We start from the raw sequence: 14,855 nt of genomic DNA, 5'->3' as shown, positions 1-14,855 counted from the left end.
GCAGGCAATTTCACATCGCTTTAATGCGCGTCTATATACCGTAAACCCTCAGCCTTGTCTTGCCAGCAGGATGCGCTAACATGGCGCTCCTCATTCTTTCGTTGCCAGCCACCATGCACTGTCCCTTCTGCGGTGCCAATGACACCAAAGTCATCGACTCCCGCCTCGTCGCCGAAGGCGAGCAAGTACGCCGCCGACGCGAGTGTCTGGCCTGCGGCGAGCGCTTCACGACGTTCGAAACTGCCGAGCTGGTTTTGCCGCGTCTGATCAAACAGGATGGCAGTCGTCAGCCTTTCGATGAAGAAAAACTGCGCGCCGGTATGCAACGTGCGCTTGAAAAGCGTCCGGTGAGTGTCGAGCGCCTTGAGGCGGCACTGGTGCACATCAAGCACAAGCTGCGAGCGACCGGCGAGCGCGAAGTCAAATCGCTGGTGGTTGGCGAACTGGTCATGGCCGAGCTGCAAAAGCTCGATGAAGTGGCCTACATCCGCTTCGCCTCGGTGTACCGCCGCTTTCAGGACCTCAACGAATTTCGTGAAGAAATCGACCGTCTGGCCCGCGAGCCGGGTAAGGAATAAGTGCATTGCTGACTGAACAGGCGGCTCTCGACGTTCATTACATGGCGCGTGCGCTGGAGCTGGCGCGTAACGGGCTCTACTCCACGCACCCCAACCCGCGCGTCGGCTGCGTTATTGTGCGTGACGGCCAGATCGTCGGTGAGGGCTGGCATGTACGGGCTGGCGAGCCGCATGCCGAAGTGCATGCCCTGCGCCAGGCCGGCGAACTTGCCAGAGGCGCGACCGCCTACGTCACCCTTGAACCGTGCAGCCACCAGGGGCGCACGCCGCCCTGTGCCGATGCGCTGGTCAACGCCGGGCTGGCGCGGGTCGTCGCGGCCATGCAGGACCCCAACCCTGACGTGTCCGGTCGTGGCCTGTTGCGCCTGATGAATGCTGGTATCGGCGTTCAATGCGGCGTGCTGGAAAGCGAAGCGCGAGCGCTGAACAAAGGCTTTCTCAAGCGCATGGAAACCGGACAGCCCTACATACGCGTGAAGATGGCCATGAGCCTGGATGGCCGAACCGCTATGGCCAGCGGCGAAAGCCAGTGGATCACCGGTCCCGAGGCGCGTTCCGCCGTTCAGCGTCTGCGCGCGCAGTCGAGCGTAGTGCTGACCGGAGCCGATACGGTGCTGGCCGACAAGGCCCGCCTCACCGTGCGCCCCGATGAGTTGGGTCTCAATGCAGAATTGACCGCGCTGGCCGCTGCGCGTCCGCCCCTGCGGGTATTGATTGACGGTCGTCTGCGCGTGCCGCTGGACGCGCCGTTCTTTCAGGCGGGCAGTGCGCTGGTCGTGACCTGTGCTGCGGCGTCGGCGCGAGGTCGCTATCAGGAAGAAGGCCACGAAATGCTGGCACTGGCTGACAGCGCCGGTCATGTGGACCTGCGCAAGTTGATGGGCGAACTGGCCACGCGTGGCGTCAATGAAGTGCTGGTCGAAGCCGGTCCGCGGCTGGCGGGTGCCTTTGCGCGTCTCGGGCTGGTCGACGAGTTTCAGATATTCATTGCCGGCAAGTTTCTCGGCTCATCGGCCCGGCCGCTGCTCGACCTGCCGCTGGCGCAGATGAGCGAAGCGCTGGAGCTGAACATCGTGCAAATGCGTGCCGTCGGTAATGACTGGCGAGTCATCGCTCTCCCTGTGCGCGCACCCGGCGTATAATTCCCGGCTTTCGCCTTGCGCGCAGCCCTTGTTCTCCCGGAGGACCCATGTTTACCGGCATTATCGAATCCATCGGCAGCATCCGCGCCCTGACTCCCAAGGGCGGCGACGTCCGCGTTCACGTGGAGACCGGCAAGCTCGACCTGAGCGACGTCAAGCTTGGCGACAGCATTGCCGTCAATGGCGTATGCCTGACCGCCGTCGAATTGCCCGGCGACGGCTTCTGGGCTGACGTCAGTCGTGAAACCCTGACCGTAACTGCCTTCGTCGATCTGAAGAGCGGCAGCCGGGTCAACCTGGAAAAGGCCCTGACCCCGACTACGCGTCTGGGCGGCCATCTGGTCAGCGGCCATGTCGACGGCGTGGGCGAAATTGTTTCCCGTGCCGATAACGCCCGCGCCATTCAGTTTACGGTGCGTGCTCCGCGCGAGCTGGCCAAATACATCGCCCATAAAGGCTCGATCACGGTCGACGGCACCAGCCTGACGGTCAACTCGGTCAATGGTGCCGAGTTCGAACTGACCATCGTGCCGCACACCCTCAGCGAAACCATCATGGCCGACTACCAGCCTGGCCGTAAGGTCAACCTGGAAGTAGACCTGCTGGCACGTTACCTGGAGCGCCTGCTGCTGGGCGACAAGGCCGCCGAGCCGGGCCACGGCACGATCACCGAAAGCTTTCTGGCCGAGAACGGCTACCTCAAATCCTGAATCAAGGGGGTGCCGCGTGGCGCTCAATACTATCGAAGAACTGGTTGAAGACATTCGCCAGGGCAAGATGGTCATCCTCATGGATGACGAAGACCGTGAGAACGAAGGCGACCTGATCATGGCCGCCGAATGTGTGCAGCCCGAGCACATCAACTTCATGGCGCGTTTCGCCCGTGGCCTGATCTGCATGCCGATGACCCGCGAGCGCTGCGAAACTCTCAAACTGCCGCTGATGGCACCGCGTAACGGCTCCGGCTTCGGCACCAAGTTCACCGTCTCCATTGAAGCCGCGGAAGGCGTGACCACCGGTATCTCCGCAGCCGACAGGGCACGCACCGTTCAGGCCGCCGCTGCCAAAGAAGCCAAAGCAGAAGACATCGTCAGTCCTGGGCACATCTTCCCGCTGATGGCTCAGGCTGGCGGCACCCTGGCTCGCGCCGGTCATACCGAAGCGGCCTGCGACCTGGCGCGCATGGCAGGCTTCGAACCGACGGGGCTGATCTGCGAAGTCATGAACGACGACGGCACCATGTCGCGTCGCGTCGAACTTGAAGAATTTGCCCGGCAACACGACATCAAGATCGGCACCATTGCCGACCTGATTCACTACCGGATGATCCATGAACGTACCGTTCAGCGGATTGCCGAGCAGCCGATGGACAGCGAACTGGGCAGTTTCAACCTGGTGACCTACCGCGATTCGGTCGAGGGCGACGTGCATCTGGCGCTGACCCTGGGCAAGATCTGCGCAGAAGAACCCACGCTGGTTCGCGTGCACAACATGGACCCGCTGCGCGACCTGCTGATGGTCAAACAGCCCGGCCGCTGGAGCCTGCGCGCCGCCATGCGAGCGGTTTCCGAGGCGGGCAGCGGTGTTGTGCTGTTGCTTGGTCACCCCTTGGATGGCGATGTATTGCTGGCACATATCCGCGAAACCGCAGGGCAGCAACCGATCAAGACGCCGACCACTTACAGCACGGTGGGTGCCGGTTCGCAGATCCTTCGTGACCTCGGCGTGCGCAAAATGCGCCTGATGAGTTCACCGATGAAGTTCAATGCGATATCCGGTTTCGATCTGGAAGTTGTAGAATACGTGCCCTCCGAATAAATACCGGCAGGTCGGGGCGTGCGAAAGACGGTTTTTCGCAGCTTTTGGCCTGACAGTTGCGATTCGTGGCCTAATATCCCTCAAAGTCCGCCCCAAGGCGGGCTTGCTCTTTAATACGAGACTCACCGAATGACCTTGAAGACCATCGAAGGTACCTTCATCGCCCCACAAGGCCGCTACGCCTTGGTAGTGGGCCGTTTCAACAGCTTCGTCGTGGAAAGCCTGGTTAGCGGTGCCGTTGATGCGCTGGTACGCCACGGTGTCAGCGAAAGCGACATCACCATCATCCGTGCGCCGGGTGCGTTCGAAATTCCGCTGGTCGTGCAGAAAGTTGCCCAGCGCAGCGAATTTGCGGCCATCGTCGCGCTGGGTGCGGTGATCCGTGGCGGTACTCCGCACTTTGAATACGTTGCAGGCGAGTGCGTCAAAGGCTTGTCTCAGGTGTCCATGGAGTTCGGCGTTCCGGTCGCTTTCGGCGTACTGACCGTCGACTCCATCGAGCAGGCCATCGAGCGTTCCGGCACCAAGGCCGGTAACAAGGGCGCTGAAGCTGCTCTGTCCGCCATTGAAATGGTAAGCCTGCTGTCGCAGCTGGAGGCCAAGTGATTTCCGACGATACCGACCAGTTCAACCCGCGCGACGCCAAATCGCCGGAAGCTGCCAAGGGCAAAAGTGCCAAACGTCGCGAAGCGCGGCAGATGGCTACTCAGGCCCTTTATCAGTGGCACATGGCTGGCCATGCGTTGAACGAGATCGAAGCACAGTTTCGTGTAGACAACGATTTCAGCAATGTCGACGGCGCCTACTTCCGTGAACTGCTGCACGGTGTGGCCACCAACAAGACCGAGATCGACACCGCGCTCTCGCCTTGCCTCGACCTGACCATCGAAGAACTCGACCCGGTTGAACTGGCCGTCCTGCGCCTGTCGACCTTCGAGCTGCTCAAGCGCATCGACGTGCCTTACCGCGTTGCAATCAACGAAGGCATCGAGCTGGCCAAAGTCTACGGTTCTACTGACGGCCACAAGTTCGTCAATGGTGTGCTGGACAAGCTGGCGCCGCGCCTGCGTGAAGTCGAAGTGAAGGCCCACAAGCGCTGATTCGCGCCTGATCTTTATGGGAGAGTTCGAGCTGATCCGCAATTACTTCGCCGCCGCGCCCTGTGCGCAGGTGGGCGAGGAAGTTGCCCTGGGGATCGGCGACGACTGCGCGCTGCTGGCGTTAGCGCCCGGCGAGCAGTTGGCGATCTCGACCGATACCCTGGTTGCCGGGGTGCATTTTCCTGATGTCTGCGACCCCTTTCTGCTTGGCCAGCGCGCGCTGGCGGTATCTGCCAGCGATCTGGCGGCCATGGGCGCTCGTCCTGTAGCGTTTACCCTTGCCTTGACCCTCCCGCAGGTCGATGCCGACTGGCTGCAGGCATTTGCCCGCGGCCTCAATCACATGGCGCTGGGCTGTTCGCTGCGTTTGATCGGCGGCGATACCACACGCGGGCCCTTGAGCCTTACGCTGACGGTGTTCGGCGCTGTTCCAGCCGGCTCGGCCCTGACGCGCAGCGGCGCTTGCGCCGGCGATTTGCTCTGCGTTGGCGGCGCGCTGGGTGATGGCGCAGGCGCGTTGCCGCTGGTATTGAAGCAACGCAGCGCCGAGGCTTCGATTGCCGAGGCGTTGCTGGCCCGCTACTGGTCGCCGCAACCTCAGCTAGCGCTGGGGCAGGCATTGCGGGGCAGGGCGACGTCGGCGCTGGACATCTCCGATGGGCTGCTGGCTGATTGCGGACACATTGCCCGTGCATCAGGCGTCCGGCTGGTCGTCGAGCGTGACAGGCTGCCGATGTCTGATCAGTTGCTGACGTTGTTCGATCTGCCGTCTGCCCGGCAGGCTGCGCTCAGCGGTGGCGACGATTACATCCTGGCTTTCACGCTGCCGTCCGGACACCTTGCCAGCTTGCTGGATGAAGGCTGGCCGGTGCATGTGATTGGCCGGGTAGAAAAGGGCCAAGGTGTCGTTGTTGTCGACGGCGCAGGGCTGGATGTCACGCCCGATACGCGTGGCTACCAGCATTTCGACAGCGCGCAGTGAAGCGATGCACTGCGTCTATCTATCGAACTTTATGATCTAAATGCCCGAGAATTCAGCCTGAGCGTCCGCAGGAACCTGCTGTTACAATGCGAATCTTGCGAATTTCCAGTCTTCATACTGATCAGGAGCACACGGTGCCCGTCGTATTTGTCGCCGCTTCCAAACTGCCCACCCCCTTTGCAGAGTTTGCCATGCACGGCTTTATCGAGTCGGCAACCGGCCGTGAACATGTCGTCCTGAGTCTGGGCGATGTGGCGGACGGTGCGCCGGTTCTTGGCCGCGTGCATTCCGAATGCCTGACAGGCGACGCCCTGTTCAGTCAGCGTTGCGATTGCGGTTCACAACTTGAAGCCGCCCTGCGCGCCATTGCTACCGAAGGGCGCGGCGTATTGCTGTATCTGCGTCAGGAAGGGCGCGGTATCGGCCTGATGAACAAGATCCGCGCCTACGAGCTGCAGGATGGCGGCGCTGACACAGTAGAGGCCAATGAGCGTCTGGGCTTTGCTGCCGACCAGCGCGATTACGCGATCTGCCTGCCGATGCTTCAGCACTTGGGCGTTCAATCGTTGCGTCTGATGACCAATAACCCGCGCAAGGTCAAAGCCTTGACCGACATGGGCATCACGGTCGCCGAGCGTGTGCCGTTGCACACCGGACAAAACCCGCACAACCGCCTTTATCTGGCGACCAAGGTGGGCAAGTTGGGACACATGATGGGTAACGAGCATCAAAGCGAGGTCGGCCCCGCGTGACACGCAGCGAGGTGCGCCAAAAGCTGGAAATGGCGTGGTGGCGTCAACTGGGTCTGACCTTGGCACCATTGCTGGTGGTCTGTGTGTTTTTCGGTGCCAGCGAGCCGCTCATTCCTGTGTTGGCGATACCGCTGTTCATTGCCGGGATAGGCTCGATGTTCGTCAGCCTGAAGCCCTTCGGGGCTTACAAGCGAGCGTTAACGGCTACCCAGGCTGCACTCGACACGCCGGAAGAGCCGGCAGCATGGCTCAAACTCGCTGCTGTCCGCCGTCTGGCCTTTCTCGCTGCCGGGCTGCCCGCCTGGATCGCCGCCATCGCAGTGCTGTTCGGCTTGCACCCTTTGCCGGTCTGCCTGCTGGCGTTTGCCAGCGCAGTGCTGCTCTACCTGTACCGCATTCCTGCGCTTTCCCGCTGATCGACCCTGGCTGATTTTTCCAGACGAAGTGGGTATGACCAGCGGAAATCCGATCAGCCCGCCAGCAACCACACACCCGTTGCCGCAGAAGCTGCACCTGCGATGCGCACCAGCGGTGCTGCCGCCTGAGGCAATACGCGAACCACGGCATAACCTGCCGCGTGCAAGGCTGCAGTCGCTGCCACGAAGCCTGCTGCGTAAGCCCATGGGCTGGACATGTCCGGAAGCTCAAGGCCATGCGCCACACCGTGGAACAACGCAAACAGTGCTGTCGCTGCAACGGCCAGTGCCAAGGGCGGACGCACCGCCAGTGCCACAGCCAGACCCAGCGCCAGTACCGACGCGGCAATGCCGCTTTCCAGTGCTGGCAGGTTCAGACCTTCAAAGCCCAACACGCCGCCGATCAGCATGGTGCCGACGAAAGTGCAGGGCAGCGCCCAGCGTGCGGAACCTTGCTGTTGTGCGGCCCACAAGCCGACGGCAAGCATTGCCAGCAAATGATCCAGACCGCCAATCGGGTGGCTGATACCCGCTATCAGACCGTTATCGCCATGACCGGGGTGGGCCAGCGCCAGGGTCGGGATCAGCAGCAGCGCGAGGGCGCCAAGGGCTTTTTTGTAGTTCATCGACGGGTTCCTTTTGGTTGTGAATTCAGGCGGCTGCAGTGAGCAGACCCTGGCGTTCAATGAAGGCAATGATCTGTTCCAGACCCTGACCGGTTTTCTGGTTGCTGAACACGAACGGCTTTTCGCCACGCATCCTGCGCGTGTCGCTGTCCATCATTTCCAGTGACGCGCCCACCAGCGGTGCGAGGTCTATCTTGTTGATCACCAGCAGATCGGACTTGCAGATACCCGGGCCACCTTTGCGAGGCAGTTTGTCGCCTGCCGATACGTCGATCACATAAATCGTCAGGTCGGAAAGCTCCGGGCTGAACGTTGCGGAAAGGTTATCGCCACCGGATTCGACAATGATCAGGTCCAGGCCCTCAAAGCGACGATTGAGCTGGTCAACCGCCTCCAGGTTGATCGAAGCGTCTTCACGAATGGCGGTGTGCGGGCAGCCACCGGTTTCAACACCGATGATGCGCTCAGGGGCCAGTGCCTCGTTGCGCACCAGAAAGTCAGCGTCTTCGCGGGTATAGATATCGTTGGTCACGACCGCCAGGTTATAGCGGTCGCGCAATGCCAGGCACAGCGCCAGGGTCAGGGCTGTCTTGCCGGACCCTACCGGGCCACCGATGCCGACGCGCAGAGGTTGGCTGTTCATTGAGTTCTCCATAAATACTGATCAGGACCGGAATAACCGGCTGTATTGACGTTCATGCGCCATGCTCGCCAGGGACAGGCCGAAGGCTGCGCTGCCGGCATGGTGGGTATCTTGTCGGGTGGCATTGACCTGCGCTTGCTGCAGTAACGGCAACAGCTCGCTGGTCAGGCGTTGCGCAGCTTGCTGGCCGAGTGGCAGGGTTTTCATCAGCACGGCCAGCTGGTTTTCCAGCCAGCTCCACAGCCATGCGGCCAGCGCGTCTTGCGGGCTGATCTGCCAGGCACGTGCGGCCAGCGCCCAGCCCAGGGCCAGGTGCGGCTCTGCAGTCTGTTCAAGAAAGTGGCGCGCATCGCGATCCAGCTCAGGCAGGCCATTGAGCAGTTGTTGCAAGGAATAACCCATCTGCCGGCTTTCCTGATGCAGCTCGCGCGTTTCGCGGCTGGCGCGGTGTTGCTCGCTGACTTGCAGCAGTTGGCCCCAGTCACCGGCTGACGCTGCTTCACAATGGGCCAGCAGCAAGGGTGCCTCAAAGCGAGCGAGATTGAGCAACAGCTGATCGCTTATCCAGCGCCCTGCAGTCTGCGGGTCCACCACGATGGACTGCTCCACGGCCATTTCCAGCCCTTGTGAATAGCTGTAGCCGCCAATCGGCAGCTGCGGGCTGGCCAGACGCAAAAGCGCCCAGGCGCTGTTCACTTGCGCACGCCGAACTGGTGCATGCGCGGCGGATAGTTGAAATCCTCTTCGCCTGCACGCGAGTGGTGATGCCCGCCGCCATAGGCACCATGTTCCGGCTGGAACGGCGCTTCGATGGTTTCGACGGTGGCACCGAGTTGATCGAGCATAGCCTTGAGCACGTAGTCATCGAGCAGGCGCAACCAGCCGTCGCCGACCTGCAGGGCTACGTGACGATTGCCGAGATGATAGGCCGCGCGGGTCAGTTCGAAGGTGCTGCTGCAAGTAACGTGCATCAGCTTTTCCGGGCGAGCGCAGACACGTACCACGCGGCCATCTTCGGCCTGTAGAAACTCGCCATCGCGCAGGGGCGATTGACCGCGTTGCAGAAACAGGCCGACGTCTTCGTTTTCCGCACTGAAGCAGCGCAGGCGACTCTTGCTGCGTGCCTCGAAATTCAAATGCAGCTCGGCGGCCCATTCGGCCTGAGGTTCGATTCGGTTGTGAATCACCAGCATTAGATAGCTTCCAGCCAATTGCGATGCTTCAAATCAGAGCAAGGGGCTTGCCAACAGGGCAGGCTGTAGGAAATCGCTGGCGGAAATGCCTGACTTTTTAATTGTGCACGGCCTTGCCGTGATCGCTAATGGTGCGCAGCGAGAAAAGTGATCTATTTTGGTGCTCTAGCTGGCTTCAACTGACGCTCAATCGTGACTACCGAGCCCACGCCAGTGCCGTGCGCCGATAAAGATGAAGCGCAGTTGCTGGGTAATCTTGGCCTGAGGTGTCAGGTGCGGTGCAAGCGAAGCGGGTGGAGGGTCGATCAGTTCCGGCAGCATGGCGAACACGCTTTTGACCACAAGGTCGGCGATGATCGACAGCGCGTCAGCGTTCAGGTGCTGCCATTTGGGCATTTTTGCCAGGTCGGCCGTCAGGTCGGCGCTGATGCCCTCGCGCAGAGCCCCCAGAGCCTGACGCACTTTAAGAGAGCCGCCATACTGTTCACGGGCCAGAAACAGAAACTGCGAGCGATTGGCTGCTACACGCTCTAGAAATATCTTCACCGACGCGCGAATCAGCCCGCCCATGGCGAATTCATTGTGGCGTACCAGCCGGATGGTTTCGCGGAAGGTCTGGCCGACCTCACTCACCAGCGCCAGGCCCAACTGGTCCATGTCTTCGAAGTGGCGATAAAACCCGGTCGGCACGATGCCCGCCGTGCGCGCCACTTCCCGCAGGCTCAGGCTGCCGAAGCCGCGCCCGCTTTCCATCAACTGATGGGCAGCATCAAGCAAGGCTCTTCGGGTCTGTTGTTTCTGTTCGGCGCGGGGCAGCATGGCTCAAACGATTCTTGGATTAGGCTGGGTTGCACTTTAGCAAATGCGCTTTACCTGCGTCGAAAGGGTTTTCATTCAGACTCTTTTACGTGCGCTGCAGCGCGGGTGCTAGCCTTTGGTGCGATTTCGTATTCAAATCAAACCCTCGGCGCGTTTGTCAGTCGAACATTCATGTCGTATTCAGCGCGCCAGGGTCGGGGCGCTGTTTTCTGGAGAGTCACGCATGACGCGCAGCCGCAAGATTTTCGCCTGGACAGGTGCCACGTTATTGGTGGTGCTGGCCATACTGGTCATTGTGCTTGTCACGTTCGACTGGAATCGCATCAAACCTACCCTCAATGAGAAAGTCAGCGAAGCGCTGCATCGCCCGTTCGCCATCAATGGTGACCTGGATGTGCGCTGGACGCGAGAGCCCGAACTCGGCGGCTGGCGTGCCTGGGTGCCGTCGCCGCACTTCGTGGCCGATGACCTGACACTGGGTAATCCCGAGAGGTCGAAAACCCCGCAGATGGTCACTCTCAAGCACGTTGAGTTTCGTCTGTCGCTGTTGCCACTGCTGGCTCAGCAAGTGGTCATCCCGCGTATCGATTTGACCGGTCCAGAGGCAAAGCTTGAGCGGCTGGCCGATGGTCGCGCCAACTGGGTGTTCGACCTGCCCAAATCCGACCCGAACGCTGAACCTTCCAAGTGGGTGGTGGATATCGGGGCCATCAAGTTCGACAAGGGGCTGGTGAGTTTCAATGACCAGACACTGAATGCCAATCTGGATGTGGTGATCGACTTGCTCGGCAAGCCGATCCCGTTTGGCGAAATCGTTGGCAGCAAGGAAGCGCAAAAGGCCCAGGAAAAGGGCGCAGTACCGCAGGACTATGCGTTTGGTCTGGCTGTAACAGGCCAGTACCACGGTCAGAAACTGAGCGGCACCGGCAAGGTGGGTGGCCTTCTGGCGCTCAAGGATGCCAGTCAGCCGTTCCCGGTGCAGGCCGATGTGAAGGTTGGTGATACCCACGCGCTCATCGCCGGGACCCTGACCGACCCACAGAACCTGGGTGCGCTGGATCTGCGCCTCAAACTTTCCGGCGCGAGCCTGAGCAATCTGTACCCGCTGACCGGCGTTACCCTGCCGGACTCTCCGGCTTACTCCACTGATGGCCGCCTGATCGCCAAACTGCATGACCCGGCAGGAGCCAACTTTCGTTACGAAGGCTTCAACGGCAAGATCGGCAACAGCGATATCCACGGCGATCTGGGTTACGTCGCCAGCCAGCCACGGCCGAAGCTGAGCGGCGTGCTGGTGTCCAATCAGTTGTTGTTCAGCGACCTCGCGCCGCTGATTGGTGCCGACTCGAATGCCGCTCAGAAAAAACGTGGTGGCGAGAGCAAGCAGCCGTCGGGCAAGGTCCTGCCCGTAGAAGAATTTCAGACCGACCGCTGGCGAGCGATGGATGCCGACGTGGAGTTCACCGGCAAGCGTATCGTGCAAAGCCCGGACCTGCCGTTCACCGACCTGTATACCCATCTGATTCTCAACGATGGGCAATTGAGCCTGGAACCGCTGCGCTTTGGGGTGGCAGGCGGCAAGCTGGATGCTGATATCCGCCTCGACGGCCGCAACAAGCCGTTGCAGGGCAGGGCGAAGCTGTCGGCGCGCAACTTCAAGCTCAAGCAGCTGTTCCCGACTTTTGAACCGATGAAAACCAGCTTCGGTGAGCTGAACGGCGATGCCGACATCAGTGGCCGAGGCAACTCGATTGCCGCTTTGCTCGGCACCGCCAACGGTGAAATGAAAATGCTGGTCAACGACGGCGCGATCAGCCGTGGCCTGATGGAAATTGCCGGGCTCAACGTGGGCAACTACGTGGTGGGCAAGCTGTTTGGCGACAAGGACGTGAAGATCAATTGCGCGGCTTCTGATTTCGGCATCAAGGACGGCTTGGCGACCAGTCGGCTGTTCGTCTTCGATACCGAGAACGCCATCATCTACATCAATGGCACCGCAAACATGAAGACCGAGCAGCTGGACCTGCAGATCAACCCGGAGTCCAAGGGCTTCCGCGTGTTCTCGCTGCGCTCGCCACTGTATGTCAACGGCCCGTTCGCCAAGCCCAATGCAGGCGTGCAGTCCGGCCCGTTACTGCTGCGCGGCGCCGGCATGGTCCTGCTCGGTGCGACCGTAGGCCCGGTGGCCGGTCTGCTGGCGCTGGTCGCGACCGGCGATAGCGCACCGAACCAATGCGGCCCGCTGCTGGAGCAGATGCGCACCGGCAAGGCGCCGAAGACGGTGAAGTGATTGCACACTCAAGGATCAGCGGTGCGATGCAGATCTGTGACGCAGAGCGTCACGCAATGCATTCCGACGCTGGAGCGAGCGGAACGATAATCTCAACTATCGTGCGACGCTCCGCGTCGCATGCCGCTCTGGACGCTCCGCGTCCGGTCTTGATGCGCGGTGCGATGCAGGCTTGTGACGCAGAGCGTCACGATCGGCATGCAAAGGGAGCACAGGGAACGATAGTCGTGCGTCGATCACGCATTCCAGTTGTCCACAAAAAAGCCAGGACACAGGTCCTGGCTTTTCACTTGTCGCCGCTTGTTACAGGCCTTCGAGGATGTCCGACATGTCGTCGGCGTGTTCTTCTTCCTGAGCAAGGATCTCTTCAAAGATGCGGCGGGTGGTCGGATCGCTGTCACCGATGTACTGAATGATCTCGCGATAGCTGTCGACCGCGATGCGCTCGGCAACCAGATCTTCGTACACCATTTCCTTCAGCGTGTTGCCCGCAACGTATTGTGCGTGGGAGTTCTTCGACAGGAGGTCCGGGTTGAATTCCGGCTCGCCGCCCAGCTGCACGATGCGCTCGGCCAGCTTGTCGGCGTGCTGTGCTTCCTGTTCAGCGTGCTCCAGAAACTCGGCTGCCGCCACGCTCGCCTTGAGGCCGGACGCCATGTAGTAGTGGCGTTTGTAGCGCAGCACACAGACCAGCTCGGTCGCCAGTGACTCATTGAGCAGGCGCAGCACGGTTTCGCGGTCAGCGCTGTAACCTTCAGTCACAGCACCATTCTCAACGTTCTGGCGCGCACGCTGGCGCAGAGTATTTACATCGGAAAGCTGTGATTGCGGTGCAGAAATCATCATTTATCTCCAGGGTTCATCAGGTTTTGCTGTCCCGCTCTGTGTGTTGCCCGGCAGGATCAGCAAAGGTTGTGAGTGCTGGAGGAGGGGAAAAGTTTTATCGGATTTTCGCCGGTGCGGACGGTTGTGACTGAATGTAAAAATATAAGAAACGAGTGCAGAACGCTGCGGTCCCAACCATGAGACCCAAATAAATCGTGGAGATACACAATGCTTAAGTTTCTCGGAAGCACCGTCGGCATCATCTTTCTGATCGGCCTGGTCGTGGTCATCGCCCTGTTCAAGCTGGTTTTCTAAGCGTCAACCTGCTGGTTGGCGTAGTCACTGCACTCTGAAGGATTCTTTGGGGCGCGGTAATGATTTTTTAGAAATGGACTGGGCGTCAGACGCTGCTCGTTAGAGGTATTTGGTCCAGAAATAAAATATCACGGATGCCGTCATGGCTAGCATGCCGATCATCCACGCCGCCAGAATGCGCACTTTGAGCTCCGCAGGAAAGTTTTTAAGATCCTGAGGATCGACGAGTTTCCTTCTGATAAGCAGGCCCGGCGTCGATAAAACCAATGCAGCCATCCAAAGGCGCTGTACTTTGCTGCGTAAATCATCACCTGCATACAGTCGCTTATAATCATTTACAAACTGACAGTTCGATAGGTGTGACTCGACAGTGTCGATGTACCGATGTGCTGTATATGCCATTGTAATCAAATTTAGAAATACTGAAGCCATGATGATGCCGGCTATGATGCCAGGCTCTACAGTGTTCAATACGTTGGCTCCCTGTTTGAGCTGATTTTTTGCGACTCTGAACTTTAGATGATGTGAGAATTACAATGCCCTGAAGCTTAATCAGTGCGCTAGAAGATGACTCGGCGCTGCGGCGCACGCCAATGGAATTGTCCGGGTATTAGTAATCTCCTCTTGAGATGGCCAGTGAATTTGTTCAACTCATCTGCATCAGTCAGCCTTTAAGTTTGCCGGGTAAGCCACCTGCGTACAGTACTTTTCGGTTTGATGAGACGAATGAGGATTTTGGTAGCTGTGATTCGATTCCACCTATGTAAATGTGCGCTACATAAATAATAGAGGGCAAGCTGAGCGCCATAATTGTAAAGATAATAATGTCTGCTAATCCTGACTCGATACTGGTCAATTTTTGATCTCGTCTAGTACCTTAAAGTCCTAGGTAGTGTCCGGCGATTCTGAGCGCCATCATCGCTGTGAATAAAATAAAGGTTATGGTTGTCGGAATGATCAAGAGGTTTTTGTAACGTGCTGGAAGGCGTTCAACCTCCGAGGCATCAATGACTCCTCTTCTGGCGCTTAGTTTTGGTAACATTAGCACTACTGAAATAACGCCGCCGCGCATAACCTTTCCGAGCAGGCCTCCACCCGACCATGCCTCTCTAATGGTCTGTACGGAAGAGCAGTTTGGTAGCTGCTCCTCAATGATCTCAACGTACTTATGCGCAATGATAGCGGTGGCGAAAAGGTTGAGTATCATAGGTACCATTATGAGTATACCGATCAAGCCTACTGGGATATTTGTCATTTTGAAACTGCCTCATAAATGTACTCTCCAATTCGCGAGACTGTCAGAAATTTTGTGTTCGGGCATAACATGTAGCTAGAGGTGCATGTATGCCGACCAAA

The 14,855-nt window shown here is 59.3% G+C and carries 19 protein-coding genes; 11 read left to right on the top strand and 8 right to left on the bottom strand.

The genetic code is table 11. The features are described from left to right. Nucleotides 1-113: 113 nt before the first annotated feature. The 9 genes from nrdR to AO277_RS20995 all read left to right on the top strand — a co-directional run bounded on the left by nrdR (nucleotide 114) and on the right by AO277_RS20995 (nucleotide 6,788). Nucleotides 114-578 (top strand): transcriptional regulator NrdR, encoded by a 465-nt coding sequence (gene nrdR / locus AO277_RS21035; RefSeq protein ID WP_002555431.1) that lies wholly within the window; start codon nucleotides 114-116, stop codon nucleotides 576-578. 41 nt (nucleotides 579-619) lie between these two features. Further along, on the top strand, nucleotides 620-1,720 hold the full coding sequence (gene ribD, locus AO277_RS21030) for a bifunctional diaminohydroxyphosphoribosylaminopyrimidine deaminase/5-amino-6-(5-phosphoribosylamino)uracil reductase RibD (protein ID WP_161795790.1): 1,101 nt from the start codon (nucleotides 620-622) through the stop codon (nucleotides 1,718-1,720). A 47-nt stretch (nucleotides 1,721-1,767) separates the two neighbouring features. Next, nucleotides 1,768-2,430: a riboflavin synthase gene (locus AO277_RS21025; protein WP_002555429.1), complete on the top strand. Its 663-nt coding sequence runs from the start codon at nucleotides 1,768-1,770 to the stop codon at nucleotides 2,428-2,430. 16 nt (nucleotides 2,431-2,446) lie between these two features. Then, nucleotides 2,447-3,538 carry a bifunctional 3,4-dihydroxy-2-butanone-4-phosphate synthase/GTP cyclohydrolase II gene (gene ribBA, locus AO277_RS21020; RefSeq protein WP_044318730.1) on the top strand — a complete coding sequence of 364 codons (1,092 nt, stop codon included), beginning with the start codon at nucleotides 2,447-2,449 and terminating at the stop codon, nucleotides 3,536-3,538. Between the two features lie 129 nt (nucleotides 3,539-3,667). Continuing rightward, entirely contained in the window at nucleotides 3,668-4,144 is a 477-nt protein-coding gene (gene ribH / locus AO277_RS21015; protein WP_002555427.1) for a 6,7-dimethyl-8-ribityllumazine synthase, read from the top strand. Then, on the top strand, nucleotides 4,141-4,638 hold the full coding sequence (gene nusB, locus AO277_RS21010; RefSeq protein WP_044318729.1) for a transcription antitermination factor NusB: 498 nt from the start codon (nucleotides 4,141-4,143) through the stop codon (nucleotides 4,636-4,638). The genes ribH and nusB overlap by 4 nt, the downstream gene beginning before the upstream one ends. A gap of 16 nt (nucleotides 4,639-4,654) precedes the next feature. Then, nucleotides 4,655-5,620, top strand: a complete 966-nt coding sequence (gene thiL / locus AO277_RS21005; protein ID WP_002555425.1) for a thiamine-phosphate kinase — start codon at nucleotides 4,655-4,657, stop codon at nucleotides 5,618-5,620. Between the two features lie 134 nt (nucleotides 5,621-5,754). Continuing rightward, the gene (ribA, locus tag AO277_RS21000; RefSeq protein ID WP_044318741.1) at nucleotides 5,755-6,372 is read left to right on the top strand and encodes a GTP cyclohydrolase II; all 618 of its coding nucleotides are present in this window, start codon (nucleotides 5,755-5,757) and stop codon (nucleotides 6,370-6,372) included. Next, entirely contained in the window at nucleotides 6,369-6,788 is a 420-nt protein-coding gene (locus tag AO277_RS20995; protein ID WP_004666326.1) for a hypothetical protein, read from the top strand. The genes ribA and AO277_RS20995 overlap by 4 nt, the downstream gene beginning before the upstream one ends. 53 nt (nucleotides 6,789-6,841) lie before the next feature. Here AO277_RS20995 and AO277_RS20990 read toward each other — a convergent pair whose 3' ends face one another. The 5 genes from AO277_RS20990 to AO277_RS20970 form a co-directional block, all read right to left on the bottom strand. Then, nucleotides 6,842-7,414 (bottom strand): HupE/UreJ family protein, encoded by a 573-nt coding sequence (locus AO277_RS20990; RefSeq protein ID WP_002555422.1) that lies wholly within the window; start codon nucleotides 7,412-7,414, stop codon nucleotides 6,842-6,844. Nucleotides 7,415-7,439: 25 nt separating this feature from the next. Beyond that, nucleotides 7,440-8,057, bottom strand: a complete 618-nt coding sequence (ureG, locus tag AO277_RS20985; RefSeq protein WP_003368915.1) for an urease accessory protein UreG — start codon at nucleotides 8,055-8,057, stop codon at nucleotides 7,440-7,442. A gap of 21 nt (nucleotides 8,058-8,078) precedes the next feature. Beyond that, the gene (locus AO277_RS20980; RefSeq protein WP_002555420.1) at nucleotides 8,079-8,753 is read right to left on the bottom strand and encodes an urease accessory protein UreF; all 675 of its coding nucleotides are present in this window, start codon (nucleotides 8,751-8,753) and stop codon (nucleotides 8,079-8,081) included. Further along, nucleotides 8,750-9,250 carry an urease accessory protein UreE gene (gene ureE / locus AO277_RS20975; RefSeq protein ID WP_002555419.1) on the bottom strand — a complete coding sequence of 167 codons (501 nt, stop codon included), beginning with the start codon at nucleotides 9,248-9,250 and terminating at the stop codon, nucleotides 8,750-8,752. The genes AO277_RS20980 and ureE overlap by 4 nt, the downstream gene beginning before the upstream one ends. 186 nt (nucleotides 9,251-9,436) lie before the next feature. After that, on the bottom strand, nucleotides 9,437-10,069 hold the full coding sequence (locus AO277_RS20970; RefSeq protein ID WP_002555418.1) for a TetR family transcriptional regulator: 633 nt from the start codon (nucleotides 10,067-10,069) through the stop codon (nucleotides 9,437-9,439). Nucleotides 10,070-10,292: 223 nt separating this feature from the next. Here AO277_RS20970 and AO277_RS20965 point away from each other — a divergent pair, with 223 nt between their 5' ends. Then, nucleotides 10,293-12,359, top strand: a complete 2,067-nt coding sequence (locus AO277_RS20965) for an AsmA family protein (RefSeq protein ID WP_044318728.1) — start codon at nucleotides 10,293-10,295, stop codon at nucleotides 12,357-12,359. Between the two features lie 303 nt (nucleotides 12,360-12,662). Here AO277_RS20965 and AO277_RS20955 read toward each other — a convergent pair whose 3' ends face one another. Beyond that, on the bottom strand, nucleotides 12,663-13,202 hold the full coding sequence (locus AO277_RS20955) for a ferritin-like domain-containing protein (RefSeq protein ID WP_004655820.1): 540 nt from the start codon (nucleotides 13,200-13,202) through the stop codon (nucleotides 12,663-12,665). Between the two features lie 210 nt (nucleotides 13,203-13,412). Between AO277_RS20955 and AO277_RS29920 the strand changes: the two genes are divergently transcribed. Continuing rightward, a complete protein-coding gene (locus AO277_RS29920; RefSeq protein ID WP_441344152.1) occupies nucleotides 13,413-13,499 on the top strand; it encodes a small membrane protein YohP in 87 nt (28 codons plus the stop codon). Nucleotides 13,500-13,598: 99 nt separating this feature from the next. Here AO277_RS29920 and AO277_RS20945 read toward each other — a convergent pair whose 3' ends face one another. Together AO277_RS20945 and AO277_RS20940 are read right to left on the bottom strand one after the other, a co-directional pair. After that, nucleotides 13,599-13,970, bottom strand: coding sequence for a hypothetical protein (locus tag AO277_RS20945; protein ID WP_005730426.1), 372 nt, complete (start codon nucleotides 13,968-13,970; stop codon nucleotides 13,599-13,601). A 406-nt stretch (nucleotides 13,971-14,376) separates the two neighbouring features. After that, nucleotides 14,377-14,754 carry a hypothetical protein gene (locus AO277_RS20940; protein ID WP_004666324.1) on the bottom strand — a complete coding sequence of 126 codons (378 nt, stop codon included), beginning with the start codon at nucleotides 14,752-14,754 and terminating at the stop codon, nucleotides 14,377-14,379. Nucleotides 14,755-14,855: the final 101 nt, after the last annotated feature.

Origin of the sequence: Pseudomonas amygdali, assembly GCF_002699855.1 — a bacterium.
Taxonomy (GTDB): domain Bacteria; phylum Pseudomonadota; class Gammaproteobacteria; order Pseudomonadales; family Pseudomonadaceae; genus Aquipseudomonas; species Aquipseudomonas amygdali.
Note: the sequence above shows the minus strand (reverse complement) of the source record. Positions and strands in the feature narration are given on the sequence as shown.